Annotated in this window: 21 protein-coding genes; 17 read left to right on the top strand and 4 right to left on the bottom strand. The window is 37.8% G+C overall.

Annotated elements, in window-relative coordinates:
• Positions 1–8: 8 nt before the first annotated feature.
• From N0B48_RS17215 to msrA, 7 genes are all read left to right on the top strand, one after another.
• Positions 9–2222, top strand: a complete 2214-nt coding sequence (locus N0B48_RS17215) for a TonB-dependent siderophore receptor (protein WP_259840157.1) — start codon at positions 9–11, stop codon at positions 2220–2222.
• 19 nt (positions 2223–2241) lie between these two features.
• Complete coding sequence (locus N0B48_RS17210; RefSeq protein WP_259840155.1) at positions 2242–4386, top strand: TonB-dependent siderophore receptor; 2145 nt, start codon at positions 2242–2244, stop codon at positions 4384–4386.
• 40 nt (positions 4387–4426) lie between these two features.
• A complete protein-coding gene (locus N0B48_RS17205; protein ID WP_259840153.1) occupies positions 4427–5623 on the top strand; it encodes a PepSY-associated TM helix domain-containing protein in 1197 nt (398 codons plus the stop codon).
• A complete protein-coding gene (locus tag N0B48_RS17200) occupies positions 5623–7740 on the top strand; it encodes a TonB-dependent receptor (protein ID WP_259840151.1) in 2118 nt (705 codons plus the stop codon). Before N0B48_RS17205 ends, N0B48_RS17200 begins: the two co-directional genes overlap by 1 nt.
• Positions 7741–7791: 51 nt before the next feature.
• Complete coding sequence (locus tag N0B48_RS17195; RefSeq protein WP_259840149.1) at positions 7792–9003, top strand: PepSY-associated TM helix domain-containing protein; 1212 nt, start codon at positions 7792–7794, stop codon at positions 9001–9003.
• Between the two features lie 84 nt (positions 9004–9087).
• Complete coding sequence (locus N0B48_RS17190; RefSeq protein ID WP_259840147.1) at positions 9088–10056, top strand: ROK family protein; 969 nt, start codon at positions 9088–9090, stop codon at positions 10054–10056.
• Between the two features lie 484 nt (positions 10057–10540).
• Positions 10541–11095 (top strand): peptide-methionine (S)-S-oxide reductase MsrA, encoded by a 555-nt coding sequence (gene msrA, locus N0B48_RS17185; RefSeq protein WP_259840145.1) that lies wholly within the window; start codon positions 10541–10543, stop codon positions 11093–11095.
• Between the two features lie 50 nt (positions 11096–11145).
• Here the strand turns inward: msrA and N0B48_RS17180 are convergent, their stop codons facing one another.
• On the bottom strand, positions 11146–12006 hold the full coding sequence (locus N0B48_RS17180) for a hypothetical protein (protein ID WP_259840144.1): 861 nt from the start codon (positions 12004–12006) through the stop codon (positions 11146–11148).
• Positions 12007–12387: 381 nt separating this feature from the next.
• On the opposite strand from N0B48_RS17180, the gene N0B48_RS17175 reads away from it, so the two are divergent.
• The 6 genes from N0B48_RS17175 (at position 12388) to N0B48_RS17150 (ending at position 16105) form a co-directional block, all read left to right on the top strand.
• Positions 12388–12579: a hypothetical protein gene (locus N0B48_RS17175; protein WP_259840143.1), complete on the top strand. Its 192-nt coding sequence runs from the start codon at positions 12388–12390 to the stop codon at positions 12577–12579.
• A gap of 106 nt (positions 12580–12685) precedes the next feature.
• Positions 12686–14341 carry a tetratricopeptide repeat-containing sensor histidine kinase gene (locus N0B48_RS17170; protein WP_259840141.1) on the top strand — a complete coding sequence of 552 codons (1656 nt, stop codon included), beginning with the start codon at positions 12686–12688 and terminating at the stop codon, positions 14339–14341.
• A 15-nt stretch (positions 14342–14356) separates the two neighbouring features.
• Positions 14357–15022, top strand: coding sequence for a response regulator (locus N0B48_RS17165; RefSeq protein WP_259840139.1), 666 nt, complete (start codon positions 14357–14359; stop codon positions 15020–15022).
• A gap of 119 nt (positions 15023–15141) precedes the next feature.
• Positions 15142–15369, top strand: a complete 228-nt coding sequence (locus N0B48_RS17160; protein WP_259840137.1) for a hypothetical protein — start codon at positions 15142–15144, stop codon at positions 15367–15369.
• Between the two features lie 3 nt (positions 15370–15372).
• Complete coding sequence (locus N0B48_RS17155; RefSeq protein ID WP_259840136.1) at positions 15373–15747, top strand: DUF6232 family protein; 375 nt, start codon at positions 15373–15375, stop codon at positions 15745–15747.
• A 52-nt stretch (positions 15748–15799) separates the two neighbouring features.
• The gene (locus N0B48_RS17150) at positions 15800–16105 is read left to right on the top strand and encodes a hypothetical protein (protein WP_259840135.1); all 306 of its coding nucleotides are present in this window, start codon (positions 15800–15802) and stop codon (positions 16103–16105) included.
• Positions 16106–16229: 124 nt separating this feature from the next.
• On the opposite strand, the gene N0B48_RS17145 is transcribed toward N0B48_RS17150, so the two are convergent.
• The 3 genes from N0B48_RS17145 to N0B48_RS17135 form a co-directional block, all read right to left on the bottom strand.
• Positions 16230–16679, bottom strand: a complete 450-nt coding sequence (locus N0B48_RS17145; RefSeq protein WP_259840134.1) for a GNAT family N-acetyltransferase — start codon at positions 16677–16679, stop codon at positions 16230–16232.
• Positions 16672–17298 (bottom strand): ribosome biogenesis GTP-binding protein YihA/YsxC, encoded by a 627-nt coding sequence (gene yihA / locus N0B48_RS17140; protein ID WP_259840132.1) that lies wholly within the window; start codon positions 17296–17298, stop codon positions 16672–16674. Before yihA ends, N0B48_RS17145 begins: the two co-directional genes overlap by 8 nt.
• Before the next feature lie 65 nt (positions 17299–17363).
• On the bottom strand, positions 17364–18125 hold the full coding sequence (locus tag N0B48_RS17135; RefSeq protein ID WP_259840129.1) for an alpha/beta fold hydrolase: 762 nt from the start codon (positions 18123–18125) through the stop codon (positions 17364–17366).
• 272 nt (positions 18126–18397) lie between these two features.
• On the opposite strand from N0B48_RS17135, the gene mraZ reads away from it, so the two are divergent.
• The 4 genes from mraZ to N0B48_RS17115 all read left to right on the top strand — a co-directional run bounded on the left by mraZ (position 18398) and on the right by N0B48_RS17115 (position 22218).
• Positions 18398–18856 carry a division/cell wall cluster transcriptional repressor MraZ gene (gene mraZ, locus N0B48_RS17130; RefSeq protein ID WP_259840127.1) on the top strand — a complete coding sequence of 153 codons (459 nt, stop codon included), beginning with the start codon at positions 18398–18400 and terminating at the stop codon, positions 18854–18856.
• A 43-nt stretch (positions 18857–18899) separates the two neighbouring features.
• On the top strand, positions 18900–19793 hold the full coding sequence (rsmH, locus tag N0B48_RS17125) for a 16S rRNA (cytosine(1402)-N(4))-methyltransferase RsmH (protein WP_259840125.1): 894 nt from the start codon (positions 18900–18902) through the stop codon (positions 19791–19793).
• A gap of 84 nt (positions 19794–19877) precedes the next feature.
• Complete coding sequence (locus N0B48_RS17120; protein ID WP_047456505.1) at positions 19878–20243, top strand: FtsL-like putative cell division protein; 366 nt, start codon at positions 19878–19880, stop codon at positions 20241–20243.
• Positions 20227–22218, top strand: a complete 1992-nt coding sequence (locus tag N0B48_RS17115; RefSeq protein ID WP_259840122.1) for a penicillin-binding transpeptidase domain-containing protein — start codon at positions 20227–20229, stop codon at positions 22216–22218. Before N0B48_RS17120 ends, N0B48_RS17115 begins: the two co-directional genes overlap by 17 nt.
• Positions 22219–22283 lie beyond the last annotated feature (65 nt).

Here is a 22283-nt window from a genome sequence, read left to right as displayed (position 1 = left end):
TTATCATAATGAAGAAACTAATCCTTAGTATATCCGTGCTTTCAAGCATTGTAGCTGTTGCCCAGCAGAAAGATACGGTAAATAGAACTAAAAGTATTGATGAAGTAATCCTCACCACCTACGTAAAAAAGGACAGTGAATATTCTAACAAAATGCCTTTAAAAGCTATAGAAGATCCACAGGTATATTCTTCAATTGATAAGGGTATTTTAGAGAACCAATTACTGTTTACTGTCGATGATGCTTTCAGAAACGTGGCCGGAGCACAGAAAATGTGGAGCGCTACCAACAGAGCTGGAGATGGTGGAATCTACCTGAACTTAAGAGGTTTTGTGGCAGGAAATTCTATCAGAAATGGCATGGTTGCACCAATAACAACTTCTATGGATGCAATTAATGTAGAAAGGATAGAAGTATTAAAAGGGCCTTCTGCTACTCTATTTGGAAGCAATGTAACTTCGTATGGAGGAGTTGTAAACAGAGTCACCAAAAAGCCTTTCGAAACATTTGCGGGAGCTGTTTCATTAGCAGGAGGAAGCTATAACTATTACAGAGTTCAGGCTGATGTTAATGCTCCGGTAACTAAAGATAAAAAAATATTATTCAGATTAAATACGGCGTATACCAATCAGGGGACTTTCCAGAAAACAAATGCTAAAAATGAGTTTTATGCATTCACTCCTTCCATTACGTATCGTCCTACCGACAATTTAGAGATCAATGCAGAACTGGAAATGTTTGAAACAAATTCCTATCCTGAAACTGCTTTTTTCTTCTATGTACCAAGTGCACAGCTAGGAGCAGACAGCATGGACAAAATTGAAAAATTAGGTTATAATTATAAGCAGACTTATTTAGGTGATGGGCTGAAAACCACTGGAAAAGCCAGAAACTTTTTCGGACAGGTTAACTATAAAATTAATGAGCACACCAAATCATCTACGAATGTAAGTACTTCTTATTCCAATTCAGATGGCTTCAACCCTTACTTCTACTTTGCACCTAAAGCAGCGGTCACTCTAAACCCAAATGATACAGAATTGGGCATAGTTAGAGCAGACCAGTCTACCAGAGACAGTAAAAGAACTTACTTCCAGCTTCAGCAGAATTTCAATTTCGATTTTAATATCGGAAGTGTAAGAAACAGAACGGTTGCAGGATTCGATTATATGAGAATGAATGACAATCAGTATTTTATGTTTACTAATTTTGACTGGGTTCCATTTAATGCTCCTGATTATTCCAATATGAACGGACAGACATTGTCTGCCATGTACAGCAATCTTCAAAACCAGCCTGATTTTGCAAAAAACAATACCTATATCAGTACAGGAAAGAAAGATACGTACAGTGGTTATATTTCCAACGTAATTACTCCAGTACAAGGGCTTAATATTTTAACATCTTTAAGATATGAAAGCTCTAATTTTAAAGGAGGACAAATAGGACAGAATATAGCAGGTGCATATACCCAGGCCGCGTGGTCTCCAAAATTCGGAATCGTCTATCAGATCATTCCCGAACAGGTATCAGTTTTTGGAAATTACCAAAACAGTTTCACAAGCAATGGATATTACATTGCTGATGCTGCCTCAAACCTGAAATTGTCAGACCCTGAAAGAGCTAATCAGTTTGAAGGAGGGCTTAAAACCAATCTTTTAAAAGGAAGGATTACAACGACATTGAGCTACTATAATATCAAAGTTAAAAATACCCTTCTCAATACCGGAGAATTTGTTCAGTCTACAGGAAAGGCAATCCAAAATCAGGCAGGTTTATTAAGAAGCCAGGGAGTGGAATTAGAAGCCAATGCATATCTGGTAAAAGGATTCTCTGTAATTGCAGGGGTGAGTTACAATGATATGAAATACACCGAAGCAGATGCTACCATAATAGGGAAAAGACCAGCAACAGCTTCATCTCCGTGGTTAGTTAACTTTAACGCCAGTTATCAGTTTCTTGATGGAAACTTAAAAGGCTTAGGATTCGGAGTTGGAGGAAACTATGCGAGTGACAACAAAATTGTCAACTCTACAACGATGGGAACTTTCATCCTTCCAAAATATCTGGTCCTGAATGCGAATGCCTTCTATGATACCAAAAAATTCAGAATCGGGGTAAAAGTAGACAACTTCACCAGCGAACATTACTGGAACGGATTTACAACGGCAAATGCACAGCCTCTTGCTAATGTGGTAGGAAGTTTCACTTACAAATTCTAATTCAGACACTACTTAAACAATGAAAAGAATAACGATAGGAGCAGCATTATTAACATCCATATTAGCTTTAGCTCAGGAAAAAGATACTATTAAATCAAATGATATCGAAGAAGTTGTGGTCAACGGAAGATATTATCAGAAATATAAACTTAACGAGGTTTCCGGATCATTAAGACTGCAAACCCCGATTATTGAACTTCCACAAAACGTACAGTCTATCAGCGGCCAGGTTTTGAATGACCAGATCACTTTAAATATGTCTGAAGGAATTGTCCGTAACGTAAGTGGTGCCAGAAAAGTAGAACACTGGGACAATGTGTATTCCAACGTTTTCATGAGAGGAGCAAGTATTGCTACTTATATGAACGGAATGAATGTTTCTTCCACATGGGGGCCTATCAACCCGGATGCGTCTATTATTGACAGGATAGAGTTCGTAAAAGGACCCGCAGGATTCATGGGATCTATGGGTGATCCGGCAGGATTTTATAATGTGGTAACAAAAAAACCAACAGGAAAATTTGCCAACAGTGTAAGATTCACAACGGGAAGCTACAATCTTTTCAGAGGAGAAGCAGATCTTGATGGCGTTATCGTGAAGGATGGCGTTTTGGATTACCGTTTAAACCTGATGGGTAGCTCCAACAAATCATGGTCAAAAAATGATAAGACCAGCAAAATAATCATTGCTCCGTCTATTACTTTCAGACCTACAAAAACTACGACATTTACAGCACAATATAACTACCAATTCTTAAAATTCAATCAGCCGGGAGCTTATTTAATGTCTAATGACGGCTATGCTTCATTGAATGTTCATACCAACTTTAATGACCCAAACTTCAAGAAAACAGAAGTGAAGGATCAAAGCTTATTCTTAACCCTGGATCAGAAATTATTCAAAGACTGGGTGTGGAGTACACAATATGCTTATATGGATATGAACTATGACGGTGGTTCATGGTGGGGAGGATTCTCTGGTTCAAACCCAAATATTCTCAGCAGATCTTTAAGCAACTGGCAGGCTCTCGGAAAAAACAATATATTCCAGACCTACGTGAGAGGAAGTTTAGAAACAGGAAATATTACGCATAAAATCATTGCCGGATTCGATTACGGAAATAGAAAATACCAGGCTGACTTCTCTTATTTAGGCGATGGAGGATCAATTGATATTTATAATATTGCTTACGGTGTAAATCCAAATACACTGCCTCCTGAAAGCGCTTATTATCTAAACAGAAATGCTAATTATTATAATGATCAGGGCGTAAAATATACTTCTTATTATGCTCAGGATCAAATAGGAATGCTTAATAATAAGTTACGTATTACACTGGCAGGAAGATATACAAGTGGAACAACATTTTCTGGATATCCTAATTCAGCGCCTATAAAAGCTGACCAGGCAGGAGAATTCACTCCAAGAGTGGGTGCCAGCTACTCTATTAAAGATGATTTCTCTGTGTATGGAGTTTTTGATAAAACGTTCGCGCCTCAGTCTGCAATGGGGATTAACGGATCTTCAATTACAGATCCTTTAAAAGGGCAGAATATTGAATTTGGACTAAAAAAAGACTGGATGGGAGGAAAATGGAACTCTACCGTCGCAGTATATGAAATCCGAAGAAAAAACATTTTGGTTGCCGGAAATATAAATGATAACAGCGGAAATGCTTTTATGATTCCAACTGGGGAACAAAGATCTCGTGGTTTTGAAGCCGATATCAAAGGAGAAATTGTAAGAGGATTAAACATTGTGGTAAACTATGCTTATACAGATGCCAAAACAAACAAAGACAGTGATGCTTCAAAAATTGGTCAGCAATCTCCCGGAAATGCTAAAAACGTACAGAACACCTGGTTAAGCTACAGGTTTGAACATGGGAATCTAAAAGGATTCGGTATTTCTGCTGGATATCAGTATCAGGGAGGAAGACAGTCTTGGTTCGGAACCACCGCAAAATATGACCAGAGTCTGGAAGATTACTTTGACACCAACTTCGGGATCTCTTATGTGGCTAAAAAATTCGATGTTAATCTATTGCTGAACAATGTTCTGAACAGAAAGCTTTACAGCGGTTACAGATCAGATGACGGTTCTTACGCTTGGATCTACAATGCTCCACGTAACTGGAGACTATCAATAGGATATAAATTTTAAAGAATCAAAAGTTAGCCTCTTCGGAGGTTAACTTTTTGCTATGAAGAAAAGGCACCCCCATAAAAAGAAAATTTCTTTTACAAAAAAATGGTCTGCCAAACTGCATTTGTGGTTTGGTTTGTCCGTTGGTATCATTGTTTTCATCGTTTCGCTTACCGGAACTCTGTATGTTTTTAAAGACGAAATACAGAACATCCTCCGAAAAGAAGCGATGTATGTAAAGGAAACAACAACCTCGCCCCTTTCTATTGCCATCCTGAAGGAAAAAGTCAGTCTCGAACTCAATGAAAAATTTCCGGTGAATGCCGTGGAAATTTCTTTGGACAAAAATAGATCTTACCGTTTTTCTTACTATGAAAAAAACAAAAAAGGCTGGAATTATTTTGAAGAAGTTAAAATCAATAAGCTCGTCTATGTAGATCAGTATACCGGAAAAATTTTAGCGGTTTACAATGAAAAATATGACCTTTTTCCTATTTTAAAATCCATTCACTGGAGTTTATTATTAAAAGCAGATTGGGGGAAATATGTCATAGGAATTCCTACCGTCCTGTTTATTTTCATGCTCATCACCGGAATTGTATTATGGTGGCCAAAGAACAAAAAAGCAAGAAAAGGACGCTTCTGGTTCAGCTGGGAAAATGTAAAAACCTGGAAACGTAAAAACTATGATCTTCATAATGTACTAGGCTTCTATGCCTCATTTTTCGCTTTACTGATCAGCATTACAGGAATCTATTTTGCATATCCGTATGTAAAAAACACGTTCAATCTTGCCCTGTCAGGATCTTTGGAACAGCCGAAAGAAAAGGAAATCAAATCTCCCGACTCTCTGATGGCTAAAAACCCTTCGGTCTATGACCTTACGGCTCAGGAAACAAGAAAACTTTATGCCCACTCTTCCAGTTTCAGAATTCCACTGAACGGAAAAAATAAAAAAGGAAAAGAATTAAAGAACATTCCGGTGACCATATACGGAGAAGAGGGACGTTTCAGCGAAAGGAATTCATTGGTCTTTGACAAATATTCAGGAAAACTGCTGGCGGAAAAACCTCATCAGAAACTGAACAATGCAGAAAAATACGCCAATGCCAATTACGACATCCATACAGGTTCTTACTTTGGGCTGTTTGGAAAAATTTTATGGTTCATTACCGGACTCATCTGTACTTCACTTCCTGTGACAGGATTTCTGGTATGGTGGGGAAAACAAAAAAAACAAGGAAAGAAAATATAATGAAAAAAGCGCTTTTATCAGCCGCATGCTTAGGGTCGGCAACTGTTTTTGCACAGGTTAAAGACAGTGTCCAGACCAACAGCGTGGATGAAGTCGTGATGACTGCTTCCAGAAAAAAAGAAAGTATCAAAGAAATACCAAGCTCAGTAACGATCGTTGCCGAAAAGCAGATCCAATCTCAGCTGACTGTTAATTCAGACATCACCAGTATTCTTCAATATACGGTTCCCAGTTTAGGAACCAACTCCGGACAGACTTCCAACACAGGACAGACTTTAAGAGGGCGTCAGGTTCTTGTCCTTATCGACGGAATTCCCCAGTCTACTCCACTCAGAAACGGAGCAAGAGACATCAGGTCTATCGATCCTTCAGTGATTGAAAGAATCGAAGTCATCAAAGGAGCATCATCTATCTACGGAAACGGTGCAGATGGTGGGATCATCAACTATATCACGAGAAGAAGCAAGTCCGATAAAAAGATTTCAGGATTGAGCCAGATAGGCTTTACAGGCCAGGCTTATGGCGGAACACTAGGAGTAAGAGCCAGCCAGCTTTTATCCGGAAAGGTGAATAAATTCGATTATGTTTTCTCTCTTGCCTACGAAAGAACGGGCTACATGAAGGATGCAGATGGAGTAAGCCTCTCTCCTACTTACAGCACCGCAAAAATGGACAACTACAACGGGATGCTTAAAATAGGGTATGATATCAACAAAGATCAAAGGATTGAAGCTTCCTACATCGGATATTCCTCCAGATCTGACCTCAGCTTAGGATTGGCAACCGGGAAATATGGCATTAAACCAACCATTGGAGAAGGCGTAGGAAAAAATCTGGAAACGACTCCTCAGGGAACTCCTAAAAACCACAATTTCAGAATTAACTATGATAACCAAAATCTATTCTGGGGAACTACTTCACTGAATTTCAATGCCTACATGCAGGATTTCAAAACCGTATATGGATACAGCGACACGTTCTTCGGAGGAGGACAGTCCAATGTGATCTCTAAAAAATACGGAGCCAGAATTAACTTTGACACCAAACTTTGGAGCGCTCAAAATTCGCAGGCTGAAATCATGTACGGAATGGATATCCTGAATGACCAGACCGTTCAGAAACTGGAAGACGGCCGCTACTGGACACCGGACATGAATATGACCAACCTGGCCCCTTTCCTATTGGTTAAAGTTGATTTATTAAAGAAACTGACCATCAAAGGAGGTCTTCGCTACGAAAACATGAGCGTGAAAGCAGGTGACTTTAATACCCTTTCTTCCATTAAAAGTGACGGAACTTTTACAACAAGCATTTTTGTGACCAGAGGAAAGCTAAAATATAATGCATTGGTAGCCAATTTAGGGGTACGTTACAACGTTGAACCTTTCCTAAACCTGTTCGGAAGTTTTTCACAATCCTATTCTATCAACGAGCTGGGAAGAATTCTGAGAACATCTACTCAGGGAACCATTCAGAATCTTGAAACCAAACCGATCATCGTGAATAATTATGAATTTGGTGCTACAGGACAGATTTCAAAATGGGTCAACTATGAGATCACCTCTTATGTAAGTACTTCAAAGCTGGGCGCATCATTTGTGCAAAGTGCAGACAGAGCATTAACCATTCAGAGATCACCGGAAATTGTGTACGGAGTTGAAGGATTCCTTCATTTCACACCAGCCAAATGGGTCAATTTCGGAGGAAGCTACAGCTGGATGGAAGGAATTACTTCCGTAAAAGATGACGGAGATTACTCAGCAAAGATTAACAACAGCAGAATTTCTGCACCTAAAGTGCTGGCCTATGTTCAGTTCAGACCTATCCCAACATTATCTCTTGGTGTTGATATGCTGCATGCCTTTGAGCAGGACAGATTCCAGCCTAATGCAAAAACAGGACTGTATGTATACGGAGAAGGTTATGTTCCTGATTATACCGTTTTCAACTTTAAAGCAAGCTACGAAGTCAATAGAAACTGGAAGGTCTCTTTAGGGGTAGAAAACGTGTTCAACAAAATGTATCAGCCTGCTATTGCCTGGTGGTCTGCACGTGACAGTGAGTTCGTAAATTCATTGGGAACAAGAGGTACGGCAATGCTTGAATATAAATTTTAATTAAACTAAATAAAAAGTAAAACTTATCTTTGTGATACTTTGAACTGCGATATGAAGAAAAAACATCATCATAAAAATAAGCCTGGATTCTTTAAAAAATGGTCTGCCAAACTGCATCTGTGGTTTGGTCTGGGGATTGGCTTTCTGATCTTTATCATTTCCATTACAGGAGCACTCTATGTTTTTAAAGACGAAATAGAAAACCTCACCAGAAAGGATGTGATCTTTCACAATGAACAAAATATAGATCAGAAAAAGGTTCTTCCTATCCGACTGATGGAAAAGACCGTGGTGGAGCAGGTAAAAGAAAAATACCCTGTACACTGGGTGAACATTCCCATCGACAAAAAGAGATCCTATGTATTTTACTGGTATGAGCACAACACGAAAGCCTGGAATTACTTTGAAGAACTTCCGGTCTATAAAGCCGCCTATGTAAATCCTTATAACGGAAAAGTTCTAAGAGTCTATGATGAAAAGAACGGATTTTTCAATATCGTAAAAATGATTCACTGGAGCTTCCTGTTGAAGCAGGACTGGGGACCTTATGTAGTGGGAATCCCCGTGATCATCTTCCTGATTATGCTTATCTCCGGAATTGTACTTTGGTGGCCTAAAAACAAGGCAGCAAGAAAACAACGCTTCTCATTCAAATGGAAAAATATCAAAAGCTGGAAACGAAAGAATTATGACCTTCACAATATCTTAGGATTCTATTCATCTATCTTTGCTTTAGTCTTCACGATCACAGGATTATTTTATGCCTACTTTGTGGTACAGGCGATGATCTACGTGATCTTCTCCGGCGGAGAAACGAAATATCCGGATTTCTCCCACATTAAAACCAAAGCTCCGATAGAATTAAGAACTGAAGGAACACTGGATAAAGTCATCAATACCGTTATTCTGAAATACCCGGATGCATTCGGTTTTGCCATTGATCTTGGCCATGAGCATATGGACGATCATGAGCATCCGAACTTTGAAGTCTATGTAAAACATCTTTCTTACTCTTATCACAAAAGCAGCAGTCTGATCTTTGATGAAAACTCAGGAGAGCTTCTTCACACCCACGATCCAAAGGACAAAAACTTTGGTGAGAAAACCGTCAATGCCAACTACGACATCCACGTTGGAGCTATTTTAGGGCTTCCTACAAAGATCATTGCATTTGTTGTCAGCCTGATCTGCGCATCACTGCCTGTGACAGGATTCATGATTTGGTGGGGAAGAAGAAAAAAGAAACCGGTAAAAACGGCGTAAAAGTTTTTTAAATAAAAGTTTTGTTAATAATCCATTAATACAATCTTTTTTATAATTTTAACCCTTTAGAATTTATAAATAGAAATGTCATTAATAGATTTATCAAAACAGGTTGCTCTCGGAATTGATATTGGCGGAACCAATACAAAATTCGGAGTGGTGAACCACCGAGGTGAAGTTCTGGAAAAAGGAAATCTGAGAACTGATGAATACGAGCAGGTAGAAGACTTTATCGATGCTTTATACGAACAGGTTAAACCCCTGATCGATAAATACGGTACAGAAAAAAACTTTGACGGTATCGGAGTAGGCGCTCCTAATGCCAACTATTATAAAGGAACCATTGAACAGGCACCCAATTTACCATGGAAAGGACTCGTTCCTTTCAGTGAGCTGATGAAAGCCAAATTCGATCTTCCGTGTACCATTACCAATGATGCCAATGCGGCAGCCCTTGGAGAAATGCTTTTCGGAGCTGCACGCGGGATGAAAGATTTCATCATGATCACTTTGGGAACCGGTGTAGGCAGCGGAATTATTTCCAACGGAAGCCTGATTTACGGACATGACGGATTTGCAGGAGAATTGGGTCACACCATTGTAAAACCTGGGGGAAGAAAGCACTGGAGTACAGGATCTGAGGGAAGTCTGGAAGCGTATGCATCCGCAACAGGAATTGCGATCACCGCTAAAAAGATGAGAGCAGAGTTTCCTGAATCTATGCTGAATCAATATCCTGAAGAAACGATCAATTCAAAAACGGTACACGAGTGTGCGTTGAAAGGCGACCTTATCGCGACTGAAGTATTCAGATATACAGGACAAAAGCTGGGTGAGGCATTAGCGAATTTCGTGATGTTTTCTTCACCTGAAGCGATTCTTCTATTTGGAGGTGTCATCAAGGCCGGTGATTTCATTTTAAAGCCTGCCAAACTTCATATGGAGAGAAATCTTCTTCCGATCTTTAGAAATAAAGTAAAATTGGTTTTCAGTGAGCTGGACGAAGCCGATGCTGCCATTCTTGGAGCAAGTGCTTTGGTTTGGGAAAAATAACTGAAAAACGATTTTAAAATAATAATGAAAGCATCCTTTGGGGTGCTTTTTTTGTTTGAAGCAGGCTGCTATTTTCCAACAAACTCTGCTAATCCGGCAATTTTTTTTGATAAACGCAAAGGCGCAAATCTTTTCCCTATTCGAATGCTTTAAGGCGCAAGGATTTTATCTGCGATAAAATTGTATACCGCTGTCATTGCGAGGAGCAAAGCGACGAAGCAATCTCATCATCACATTGCTGATAATCTTTGATTTTCTTGCACCTTAAAAAGGCTCTTTAACGTACAGCCTTGCGCCTTTGCGTTTATCCAACTTATAAAACTCTATATTCCCCAATACCTAAAAAATAGCATATCAATTCTGTTTTAAATCATCGGATTTCTCATCCAAAATGAAAAACTTTTTTCTTACTTTTGATTGGTTTTTTACTGATTTTGTGTCATCGCTGAACAGGAAAAACCGTAAATAAAATAATCAACAGACAATGGATAACAATAATTTAGAACAGATCACTTTCGGAGGCGGATGCTTCTGGTGTGTGGAAAGCTGTTTCAATATGCTTAAAGGCGTTCATTCTGCCATATCAGGATATTCGGGAGGTCACAAAGACAATCCGACCTATGAGGAAGTATGTACAGGAGAAACCGGGCATGCGGAAGTGGTGCAGATTACATTTGATCCAAACATCATTTCTTATGCACAGCTGATGGATGTATTCTTCTTCCTTCATGATCCTACCCAACTGAACAGACAGGGCAATGATATCGGAACACAATACCGTTCTGTGATCTATTATAAAGACGAGGCTGAAAAGGTGAAAGCTGAAGAAGCCCTTAAAAAATCTGAAGCATCAGGAAAATGGCAGGGAACCTACGTAACGGAAGTTACCCAATTTGAGAAGTTCTGGCCGGCAGAACAGTATCACCAGGGGTATTACAACGTCAATCCCAACCAACCGTATTGTAGCGCCGTAGTAGGCCCGAAGATCCAGAAGTTTAAAAAACATTTTGGAGAATTGGGAATGCTGAATGAGGCGTAAAAAATATAAAAGCGAATATCTAGTAGATGTTCGCTTTTTTTATGTCTAAATTATTCTTCAACCTCTATTGAATCTTTTGGCTTTCCTGCATATTTATAAATAATAGTAGAGGTTGATTTTCTCAATTCCCTCCCATTTTCCGGATCTACTCCATCATCTGTAAAAAATTCAACATTTCCATAAAACTTTGAATACCATGTTTTTCCAAGAGCATTAGCCTCTGTCAGGGTATCTTTTCTTTTGATCTTTCTAAAATGCAGAAATACATGCTCGTTCATAGCCTTTACTTCCAGTCCAGGTCTTATAAAGCTACTGTCCGTAGCAATATATCTTTCCCCACCCCAATACATATATTTTTTATCTGTAGCCACTTGTAAACCCGACATAAGGCTTAATGGAAACGAAGAGCCATTAGATATCTTCTTATTATTAGAGAAAACTACATTTCCTGTGACGAGACATAAAAGCAATGCAATCTCCATGATCCCTAAACCATTCTGTTTCATAAAATCAGGTAGTTTGAAATGCTGCTCATTGGTAATATTGATATTCAGATTCGAAAACTTCTCAGATAAAGACTCTTCATCTTCATCTACTTTTATTTTAACGGTCGTTTTATTGATTGTTTCATCTTTCTTAATAAAAGTTCCGGAAAAATCTGTGAAGTCTGTATAACCTAAGTATTCACTAAGCTTATTCAGAATTTTTATGTCTTTTATATTGGGTTCTTTATTATCCCGTACACAAGCATCATAGTACCTAACGAAGGTCTTTTCGTTAATTATAAACTTTAGCTTTTTCTCAAAATAATCAACAAGTTCTTTACACCAACCATTCTTAGTGCTTTCAGCAGGAAAATCCTTTCTTGCCTTCTCAAATACCTCATGAATTAGTAGTTTTTTCTTGGACATATATAGTTTTTTCAGTCTTTACAAAATAGGTGATTATCTATCATACCACATTACGGATTCCCATAAGGCCTCCGTTGTCCAAAACGTGTCCACAGATGTCCAAAACGTGTCTAACATCTGCGTCATCATTTGCCGCATCTTTGCTTCAGAAATCAGTGACAAACAAAACATTACAAAAACAAATTTACAAAACTGATTTCAAACTCACCAGATAAAACGGAGGAAAACTCCGGGTTGGGAAGCAGATGTTTCTCCTCCGTTTTTGAAGGTTCACTTCCCAAAAAAAATTAGAAGCGCTTCGAAATTTTAAACGTGTACTGCTCGTGATCAAAAATCATGAGAGGAAGAAAAACAGTCTAAAAACTTCAAAATTTTAAGGAAATGATCCAGTTTATATTAATGCTAATAGGTTTAGCATTTTCAAATAATAACGCTAATACAGCAACAAATAATAACGACCAACCTATTCCGGTAACTATGCAGACGAGTTCAGACGGAGACGGAGTAAACCCGGGAGGTTCGGAAGGAGACACCAGCGGAGAAACTGGGCAAATTCCTCCTCCTAAGAAATAATTAAAATAGAAGGGCGATGTTTATCGCCCTTTTTTTATATTTAGCTACTAATTAACTGTAATCCATGGCAAATCTCAAGTTTATAATTTTATTTTTATTTTTCTTCATGATCAATTGTAATGATTCAGAAAAAAATATAAAAAAACAAAAAACACCCACCACAGTAGAAGCTGACAAAATTTTTGAAGAAGCCAAAAATCAATATAACGAGTCTGAGAATAAAAAAGCATTTTTATCATTCTCCAAGGCAGAAAACATTTACAAGCAGAACAAGGATACCCTTAACATAGCATCATCCTTAATTTATAAAGCTTTTATCTTAAATAATATTGGCGATTATTATTCAAGCAATGAAAGATCTGTAGAAGCTCTTAGTTTATTGTCTGAGCCTAAAGACAGTGCATACTTACCTTCAATCTATAATAACTTAGCTATTTCTGAAAAAAATCTAAAGCGTTATTCAGAGTCGCTTAAGTGGTATAATAAAGCTTTAAACTTAAATTCAGATAAACAACATCAATTTACACTCGAGAATAATATTGCAGATCTTTATACAAAGTTGAAACAATATTCAAAGAGTGTCAAAATTTATGATTCCCTTCTTAATGATAAAAATCTGCAAAAAAACACAATAAATTATGCCCGAATATTTGATAACTACAATTATTCCAAGTGGCTCGAAAATAATACATACAATCCTGAAAATAATCTATTATATATTTTAGATGTAAAAAAAGAACTGAAGGATGTCCCAGGACAAATATCCACACATTCTCATTTAGCAGAATATTATGCCTTATTGAATACTGATAAAGCTTTATATCATACCTATGAAAAGTATAAACTATCAGATATCATTAAGAACCCAATCGATAAATTAGAATCCTTGCAAAGCTTAATTGAACTAGACAAAACACAAAACACAAAAAAGCACTTTCAAGAATATAAATATCTAAATGACAGCATACAATCTTCTAAAGATGAAGCAAAAAACAGTTTTGCCCTTATAGAATATGATGTGGAAAAAAAAGAAACAGAAAATCAACAATTAAAACTTAAAACAGCAGAAGATAAAATAAAAATTATAATACGAAATGTCGGATTAGGAGGGTTATCATTATTAGTAATCGGAGGGTTCTTTTGGTATAGAAAAAGAAAAAAAAGGCTTGAACAAGAGAATGAGCTAAAGATCAAAGAAAACCAGCTAAGAATCTCCAAAAAAATCCACGACGTCGTAGCCAACGGCATCTACCAGGTGATGACCAAAATAGAAAACCAGGAAGATTTTGATAAGGAACATGCACTAGATGAACTTGAATTTGTTTACGAGAAATCAAGGGACATTTCATACGAAAAACCGGATCATGAAAATGATAAAAAAGATTTCAAAGAAAAAATATCAACCCTGATCGCTTCTTTCAAGAACGAAAATACAGAAACCTATACGGTAGGAAATGATGCCGAAATCTGGGCTTGTGTTTCCCAATCTTCTTTTGATGAAGTCTATCAAGTCGTACGGGAAATGCTGGTGAATATGAAAAAACACAGTCAGGCTTCGCGTGTTATTTTTAAGTTTGAAAGAATTGATGATTCAGTCAAAATCCAATATACAGACGACGGAATCGGAATTCCCGGTGATATGATCTATAAAAATGGTCTTACAAATACGGGAACCCGTATTGCCGCTATCAATGGAGCTATTATTTTTGACAATAAATCTGAACAGGGGCTGAAGATTACGATCTCATTTCCTGTTTCTTAAAAAAGACCTAAACGAATGTTCAAAAAAATTTTAATAGCCGAAGACCACGAGAGCATCAGTATTTCTATCCAGAAAACATTGGAAGAGCTCAACATTCCGAATGTAGATTATGTGTATTATTGTGATGATGCATTAGCCAAAGTTCAAAAAGCCCTCCGTGAGGAAAAACCTTATGATCTGCTGATCACAGATCTTTACTATGAAGAGGATCACCGGGACCAGAAACTTAAAGACGGTAGAGATTTAATACAGAAGGTAAAAGAATTGCAGCCTTCTTTAAAAGTGATTGTCTTTTCTGCAGAACATAAATCAGGAATTATTGATTCTTTGTTTAATAAGTTTAAAATCAACGGCTATGTCCGTAAGGCAAGAAACGACTCCAAAGAGTTGAAAAAATCTATTGCCTCCGTTTTTATTAATGAAAATTATTTATCCCTCGATTTGAAACATGACGTCAAAAAACTGAATAGTTATGAGTTCTCTGCTTATGACATTGCTTTGGTTTCTCTTCTGTCAAAAGGAATTTTACAGAAAAACATTCCTTTGCATCTCCAGGAGAAAGACATTAAACCCTACAGCTTAAGCAGCGTAGAAAAAAAACTGAACAGCCTGAAAGAAGATCTTGAGGTTTCCAGCAATGAACATCTGGTAGCATTCTGCAAAGACCTCGGAATTATTTAATCTTGTCTACATATTGTATAAAACCTTTCAACTAGTTGGAAGGTTTTTTCTTTTACGGATTCCCGTAAGGATAGAGCTTAAAGGCTTTATATTTTTGTAATAAATAAAACTTTAAAATAATGGAAAGATATTCAAACAACAATGGTGATTCAGGCGTTTCAGGTTACTCTATCGGGTCGGATTACATAGAGGTAGAATTTTCAACTGGCAGTATTTACGAATATACCTATTCCAGTGCCGGAAAAGCTAATATCGAAATGATGATAGACTTAGCCAGATCAGGGAGTGGATTAAACGGATTCATAAACAGATATGTAAAAAATAAATATTCAAGAAAAATAAGATAACATATGGAAACTCAAAATGAAACTAAATTTTACCAAGACAGTGCTGTTACAGTAACACAGTCTCGATTTGTTACTCAATCAAAAACATATGCAATGAGAAACATCTCTTCTGTTCATGTTTTTGAAATCATAAAGAGCAAAACAAAAGCAATTTTAATGGTTGTTTTCGGACTACTTTTTCTTTTTTCAAAAGACATTTTTTGGATAGGACTCATAATCATTGTCTTAGGAATCTTGTGGCTGTTTTCTATTAAAAATGAATATGCAGTGAGAATAAGTACTAACGCAGGAGAAGCTAACAGCATCATTTCAAAAAACAAAGATTACATTCAAAAAATTGTTAATGCATTAAATGATGCAATCATTCATAGAGGCTAAAATAAAAAAACTAATAACCACGAAAACCATTACCATATAAAAACTAATACCCATGAAAAAACTACTATTCACAGCCCTTTTGGCGACAGGTTTACTTCTTCCGGCGAGCTTTACAGCAACAGGAAACACTGTTATTTCCAAAACAGAACTATCCTCTAAAAAACAAAAGAAAAAGGCGAAAAAGAGCAAAGGCAGTTCCAGCTCCGGTTCTAAAAGATCAAAATCGTATTATTCACAGAACAAAAACTGTACTTACAATGGAAGTCAGCTGTATGTTGGGAAAAGAGGAGGCTGCTATTATTATACCGGAAGCAGCAAACAATATGTAGACAGATCATACTGTTCCGGATGCAACTAATCTAAAGTCATGGTGGAGAATTATATTGAACCTCTGACCTCAATAACTTCCCTCCTCCAGCTTCGAACTTCCTAACTAAAAAAATACTCACCATATAAAAAAAGCGAAGAGAGATCTTCGCTTTTTATTTTCTTATCATTTCCGTATGCGGAATATCGTCTTCCAGGTATTTCTTCCCGGTATCTACAAATCCGAATTCGGAATAAAATCTCAATAAATAATCCTGTGCTGAAATCTTAATCTCAGAAGTATGGAAACGGTTTTCTATCGTTTCTACAGCATATCTGATCAGCTGTCTGCCAAGGTTTTTACCTCTCGCCTGCTCTGTTGTGAGAACCCTTCCGAAAGAAGTTTCATCAAATTTGATTCCCTTATCAAAAACACGGCAATAAGCCAGAATTTGCTCATCTTCTTCCGCCCAGATGTGAATTCCCTTTTGGTCATTATTATCCAGATCAGGGTACGGGCAGTTTTGCTCGATCACAAAAACATCGATCCGTGCTTTCAGGATGGCATACAGTTCAGGAACCGTAAACTCATCGAAGGTTTTAATTTTCCAGATTATATTACTCATCCTCAAAATTTACACTATTATTTTTCAGGAATTCATTCGTGATCTGAATGAAGTTCAGGATTTCGTCGCCGCCGGTTTTCTTTTCCGCAGAAGTCACATACAACTCAGGAAGATCATCCCACGTTTTATGCAGTTCATTTTTATAATTTTCCACATTTTGAATGGTAACATTCGGCTTCAGCTTATCTGCTTTTGTGAAAACAATCGAAAAAGGAATTCCGCTTTCTCCGCACCACTGGATAAATTCTAAATCGATCTTTTGTGGCGTATGTCTGGAATCTACCAAAACAAAAAGATTCACCAGATTTCTTCTGTTAAGGATGTAATTGGTGATCAATTTTTCAAAATCCTTTCTGATAGATTTCGAAACTTTTGCATATCCGTACCCTGGTAAATCTGTCAGATACCAGTTTTCATTCACTAAAAAATGATTGATCAGCTGAGTTTTCCCTGGAGTTCCGGAAGTCTTTGCCAGGTCTTTGTGATTCATCATTGCATTGATCAATGAGGATTTTCCAACATTAGACCTTCCGATAAAAGCATACTCAGGCATCGTAGGTTCAGGACATTCCTGCCATTTCCCGCTACTTTTTACAAATTCTGCCGTTTTTATAACCATTTTTGAATATTTTTTAGAAAAACAAACCATTAAGAAAAGCTCTTAATGGTTTATTATTATTTGTTTTAAACTTTATCTTTTAACCAGTTGTACAGAATTTCATTGAATTCGTCCGGTTTTTCCATCATCGCGGCATGTCCGCATTTCTCAATCCAGAAGAGATCTGAATTTGGGATAAACTTATGCATATCTTCAGCTACATCAGGAGGCGTTACGTTATCCTGTCTTCCCCAGATCAGACATGTAGGTGTCAAAATCTTCGGAAGATCATTCAGCATATTGTGTTTGATGGCGCTTCTGGCCAGCATTACCGTTTTTATTCCTTTCATTCTGTCGTTCACCACAGAGAAAACCTCGTCTACAAGATCTTCTGTAGCGATAGCAGGGTCATAAAAAACCTCTTCCGTCTTCTTCCTTATATAGGAACGGTCATTTTTTCTCGGAAAACTGTCCCCGAAAGTTCTTTCATACAATCCCGAGCTTCCTGTTAAAACAAGATTCTTTACCAGATCCGGTCTTGCCAAAGTCATGATAAGTCCCACATGACCGCCCATAGAGTTTCCTACAATGGTGACAGGTGCGGAGATGTTACTCTCTATAAACTTGATAATATATTTTGCAATAGTGGTAAGATTCGTATTGAGTACCGGCAGATCGTAGATAGGCAACTGAGGAACATAAACCTTGAACCCCCTTTCCGAAAAAAAATCTACCATCTTATCGAAATTACTCAAACCACCCATTAAACCGTGCAACAGCACCAATGGATGTCCTTCTCCCGCCTCTATAAAAGTATATTTCTTTTCTTTTTTTGTACTAAATATCATAAAATGCCTTAATAAAGCTCTGCAAAAATACAAATTAAACCTCAAAAAATTTTTGATTACCCTAATTTAAAGTAAAAATAATATAATATCCCCCTTTTTGTTGACTTTTTTCAAAACCTCTTTATTATGGCCTGAATAATAGTTTTTACAACAGGCAACATATCAAATACTTACACCCATGAAATTGAATCATTAATAAAACTTATTAACATTAAGTCAAAAAGTGGGAAAAAGTGGGAAATTTTGGAAATTATTATATAAATTTGTCCCAAATGAAAAGTTTCATTGGAACATATGAGTGTAAAATTGACGACAAAGGCCGGTTAAAAGTTCCCTCCTCCCTGATCAAACAGATGGAAAACTTCGACGATAAGGCGTTTGTAGTCAAGAGATCTGTGTTCCAACCTTGCCTAGAAGTTTATCCCATGAATGCGTGGGACCAACTGATGGGCAAAATTAATAAGCTAAACAGATTCATTAAAAAGAATGCTGATTTCATTCGAATGTTTACGGCAGGGGTAAAAACAGTAGAGCTGGACAATGCAGGAAGACTTCAGATCTCAAAAGATCTGGTGAATTTTGCAAACCTTCAGAAAGACACGGTGATTACCAGCGCAGGAGAGCTTTTTGAAATTTGGGATAAAGAAGCCTATGAAAAGGTGATCTCTACCAACGAAGCTGATTTTGCGAGCCTGGCCGAAGATGTGATGGGCGCTTTCGATGAAGAATAAACCGCGCTTGCTGTAAAAGGCAAGGTAAAAAACACAATTAAGTATGTACCACAACCCCGTTTTATTGAAGCAGAGCGTTGATGATTTGGTGACGAATCCTGACGGAATATACGTGGACTGCACTTTTGGAGGAGGAGGCCACTCAAGAGAAATTCTGAGCAGACTTTCAGAGAAGGGAAAACTTTTCAGTTTCGACCAGGATCTGGATGCCCTTAAAAATACGATCGATGATCCCAGATTTACGCTGGTGAATCAGAATTTCAGGTTTCTGGAAAATTCCATGCTGATGTATGGGGTTTCTCATGTAGACGGCGTATTGGCCGATCTTGGTGTTTCATCTCATCAGTTTGATGAGGCGGAAAGAGGTTTCTCTACCAGAAACAATGCACCGCTGGACATGAGAATGAACGTTATGCAGAGTCTTGATGCCAAAAGAGTGATCAATGAATATGAAGAAACTGAGCTTGCCGATATATTTTATTATTACGGCGAATTGAGAGAAGCCCGAAAATTGGCAAGAGACATCGTTCATCACAGAAAAACAAAAATCATAAATACGACCGAGGATCTGAAAAAGCTTTTCAGCTATCTTCCGCCTCATAAAGTGAATAAATTCTATGCTCAGCTTTTCCAGGCGATCAGAATAGAAGTTAATCAAGAGTTGGAAGCACTGAAAGAAATGCTGGTTCAGGCACTGAATGTCCTAAGACCGGAAGGAAGACTTGTTGTGATCTCTTACCATTCACTGGAAGACCGTCTCGTAAAAAGATTCCTGAAAAACGGAATGTTTGAAGGCGAGCAACAGAGAGATATCTACGGAAATTATAAAAAGGTCTTTGAATTGCTTAAGAGTAAAGCGATCATCCCGGATGATAAGGAGATTGAGGAAAACTCAAGAGCAAGAAGTGCAAAAATGAGAACAGGAATTAAAGTGTAAAAGTGAATTGTCAATTGTTAATTGTGAAAAATTGACCATTGACAAGCAAAGCGAATTCACTGTAAAATAATTTAACACAGAATTTTGGCAAAAAGAACAACAAACCGCCCTCAGAAAAGACTCACTTTTATAGACATTATAAAAGGAAACTTTCTGAACCGTGATGAGATCAAAACTCATTACAAGTATTTTTTACTGTTGTTCATTCTGATGATGGCAATGATTTATAGCAATCACCTTGTCAACAAAAAGATCAAAATTGTCAATGCTTTAAAAGAAGAGACTGAAGAATACAAATCGAGAAACGCTTATGCCCAGAGTAAGCTGATCAAAGTAAAAATGGAATCGCAACTGGGGAAGGAAGTAGCAAAGGACTCACTGATGACTTTGGAAAACCATCCTCATAAACTGCTAATAAAACTAGACAGTACAGATGCAAAAACAAAATGAATACGATAACAAACGTAAAAAGACGTTAAGATGGGGCTACTTGTTCGCAGTAGGAGTCCTGTGTGTATTTGTGCTGTTTCTTGCGAGAATTGTAATCCTGCAAAACACTAATGTTCAGGAGATTAAAGATGATTACATTAATAAGAACTACCGCGAAGCCACTTTAAAAGCTGCCCGCGGAAATCTGTTTGCTTCAGACGGATCCATTCTGGCCACCACCGTAATGCGCTATGACATCTATCTTGATTTTAAAACAATGAAAGATACAATCTACAGCAATAATATCGGAGCGCTGACAGATTCTCTAAGCAAAATGTTCGGAAAATCCAGAGGAGAATTCAGACAGAAATTTGACGAGCAGAAAAAAAAGAAAAACCAGTACTACACATTGGTTAAAGGCCTTGATTTTGACCAATACGACAGAATCAGAAACTTTCCGGTCTTCAAAAAAGGAAAAAACAAAGGAGGTTTCATCGTAGACCGAAATTATAAGAGAGAACTCGCCACTTCAGAAATTGGTGCCGGAACCATTGGTATCGATAATGGTGAAGTAAAAGCCGGTCTGGAAGGAGCCTTCTCAAAATACCTTACCGGAACCGACGGAAGAAGATTGGAACAGAGAATCAATTCATCACAATGGAAGCCTATCGATTACTGGAAAGTAAAAGAACCGGTAGATGGTGAAGACGTATATACCACTTTAGACCTTAGAATTCAGGACATTGCGCACTCTGCATTAGAGAAGCAGCTGATCACCTATGAAGCCAAACACGGAACAGTGATCGTCATGGAAACAGAAACCGGGAAAGTGCGTGCTCTAGTTAACCTAAGAAGAACAGACGAAGGAGAATACGAAGATTCTTACAACTACGCTTTAAAAGATAATATCGAACCGGGGTCTACTTTTAAGACCATTTCTCTTTTGGCAGCAATGGACGACGGGTTTATCGATGAAAATACAACGGTAGATGTAGGAAACGGTGTTTGGACTTATGCAAAACAGAGAATTTCTGACGGCCACGGTGGAGGAATTTATGATATCAGTGACGTTTTAGCGAAATCAAGCAACGTAGGAACTTCAAAACTGATCACAAAATATTACGCAGACAAACCACAGATTTTCCTTGATCACCTGAAAAGATGGAAATTATTCGATAAGATGGATATAGAACTTCCGGGAATCACAAAACCCAAGATTCTGACTCCACAGCACAGGAGGTGGAATGCTGCAACGCTTGCTTCTATTTCTTACGGATATTCATCGAACATCAACCTGTTACAGTTAACAACTTTCTATAACGGGGTTGCTAACGGCGGTAAAATGCTGAAACCATTATTCATCGATAAGATCATGAAAGACGGTAAAGTAATGTACAGCGCAAAACCGGAAGTCATGGTGAACAAAATGGCCTCAGAAAAAGCCATCAAAATGATGACCAGCGCACTGACGAAAGCCGTAGAAAAAGGAACCGGACGAAGCATCTTCACACCAAACCTTAAAATGGCAGGGAAAACAGGAACTGCAAGATTTGAATACTGGCTTCCTGGTCCAATGAAATACCGCGCATCATTCGCAGGGTTCTACCCCGCAGATCATCCAAAATATACGTGTTATGTGATGATCAGTGAGCCTAATACAGCGATCGGTTTTTATGGAGGGCCCGTTTCAGCTCCCGTATTTAAGGAAATTGCAGGGAAAACATTCCTGAAAACACCTCAGAATATAGAAAAAGAAATGCTGGTAGACAGAAAGGTGAATCTAAGCAAAATGGTAGAACCTAATGTCAAAGTAGCAGTCAACAATAAACAGATGCCAAATGTAGTCGGTCTCATTGGTAAAAATGTAATTCCTCAATTGGAAAACTTAGGCTACCGTATTGATTACAAAGGTGTAGGAAGGATTAAAGAGCAGTTTCCTCTGGAAGGCACCATAATCAGTAAGAACCAGAGAATTTATTTATCTCTGCAGAATTAAAATAGAAAACCCAGTCCCAAAGGGACGATTTAAAGGTTACGGATTGACTACAATGACGTTGGAAG

It is taken from the genome of Chryseobacterium herbae, assembly GCF_025154075.1.
Lineage (GTDB): Bacteria > Bacteroidota > Bacteroidia > Flavobacteriales > Weeksellaceae > Chryseobacterium > Chryseobacterium herbae.
This window is presented reverse-complemented; position numbering and strand designations above follow the sequence as displayed.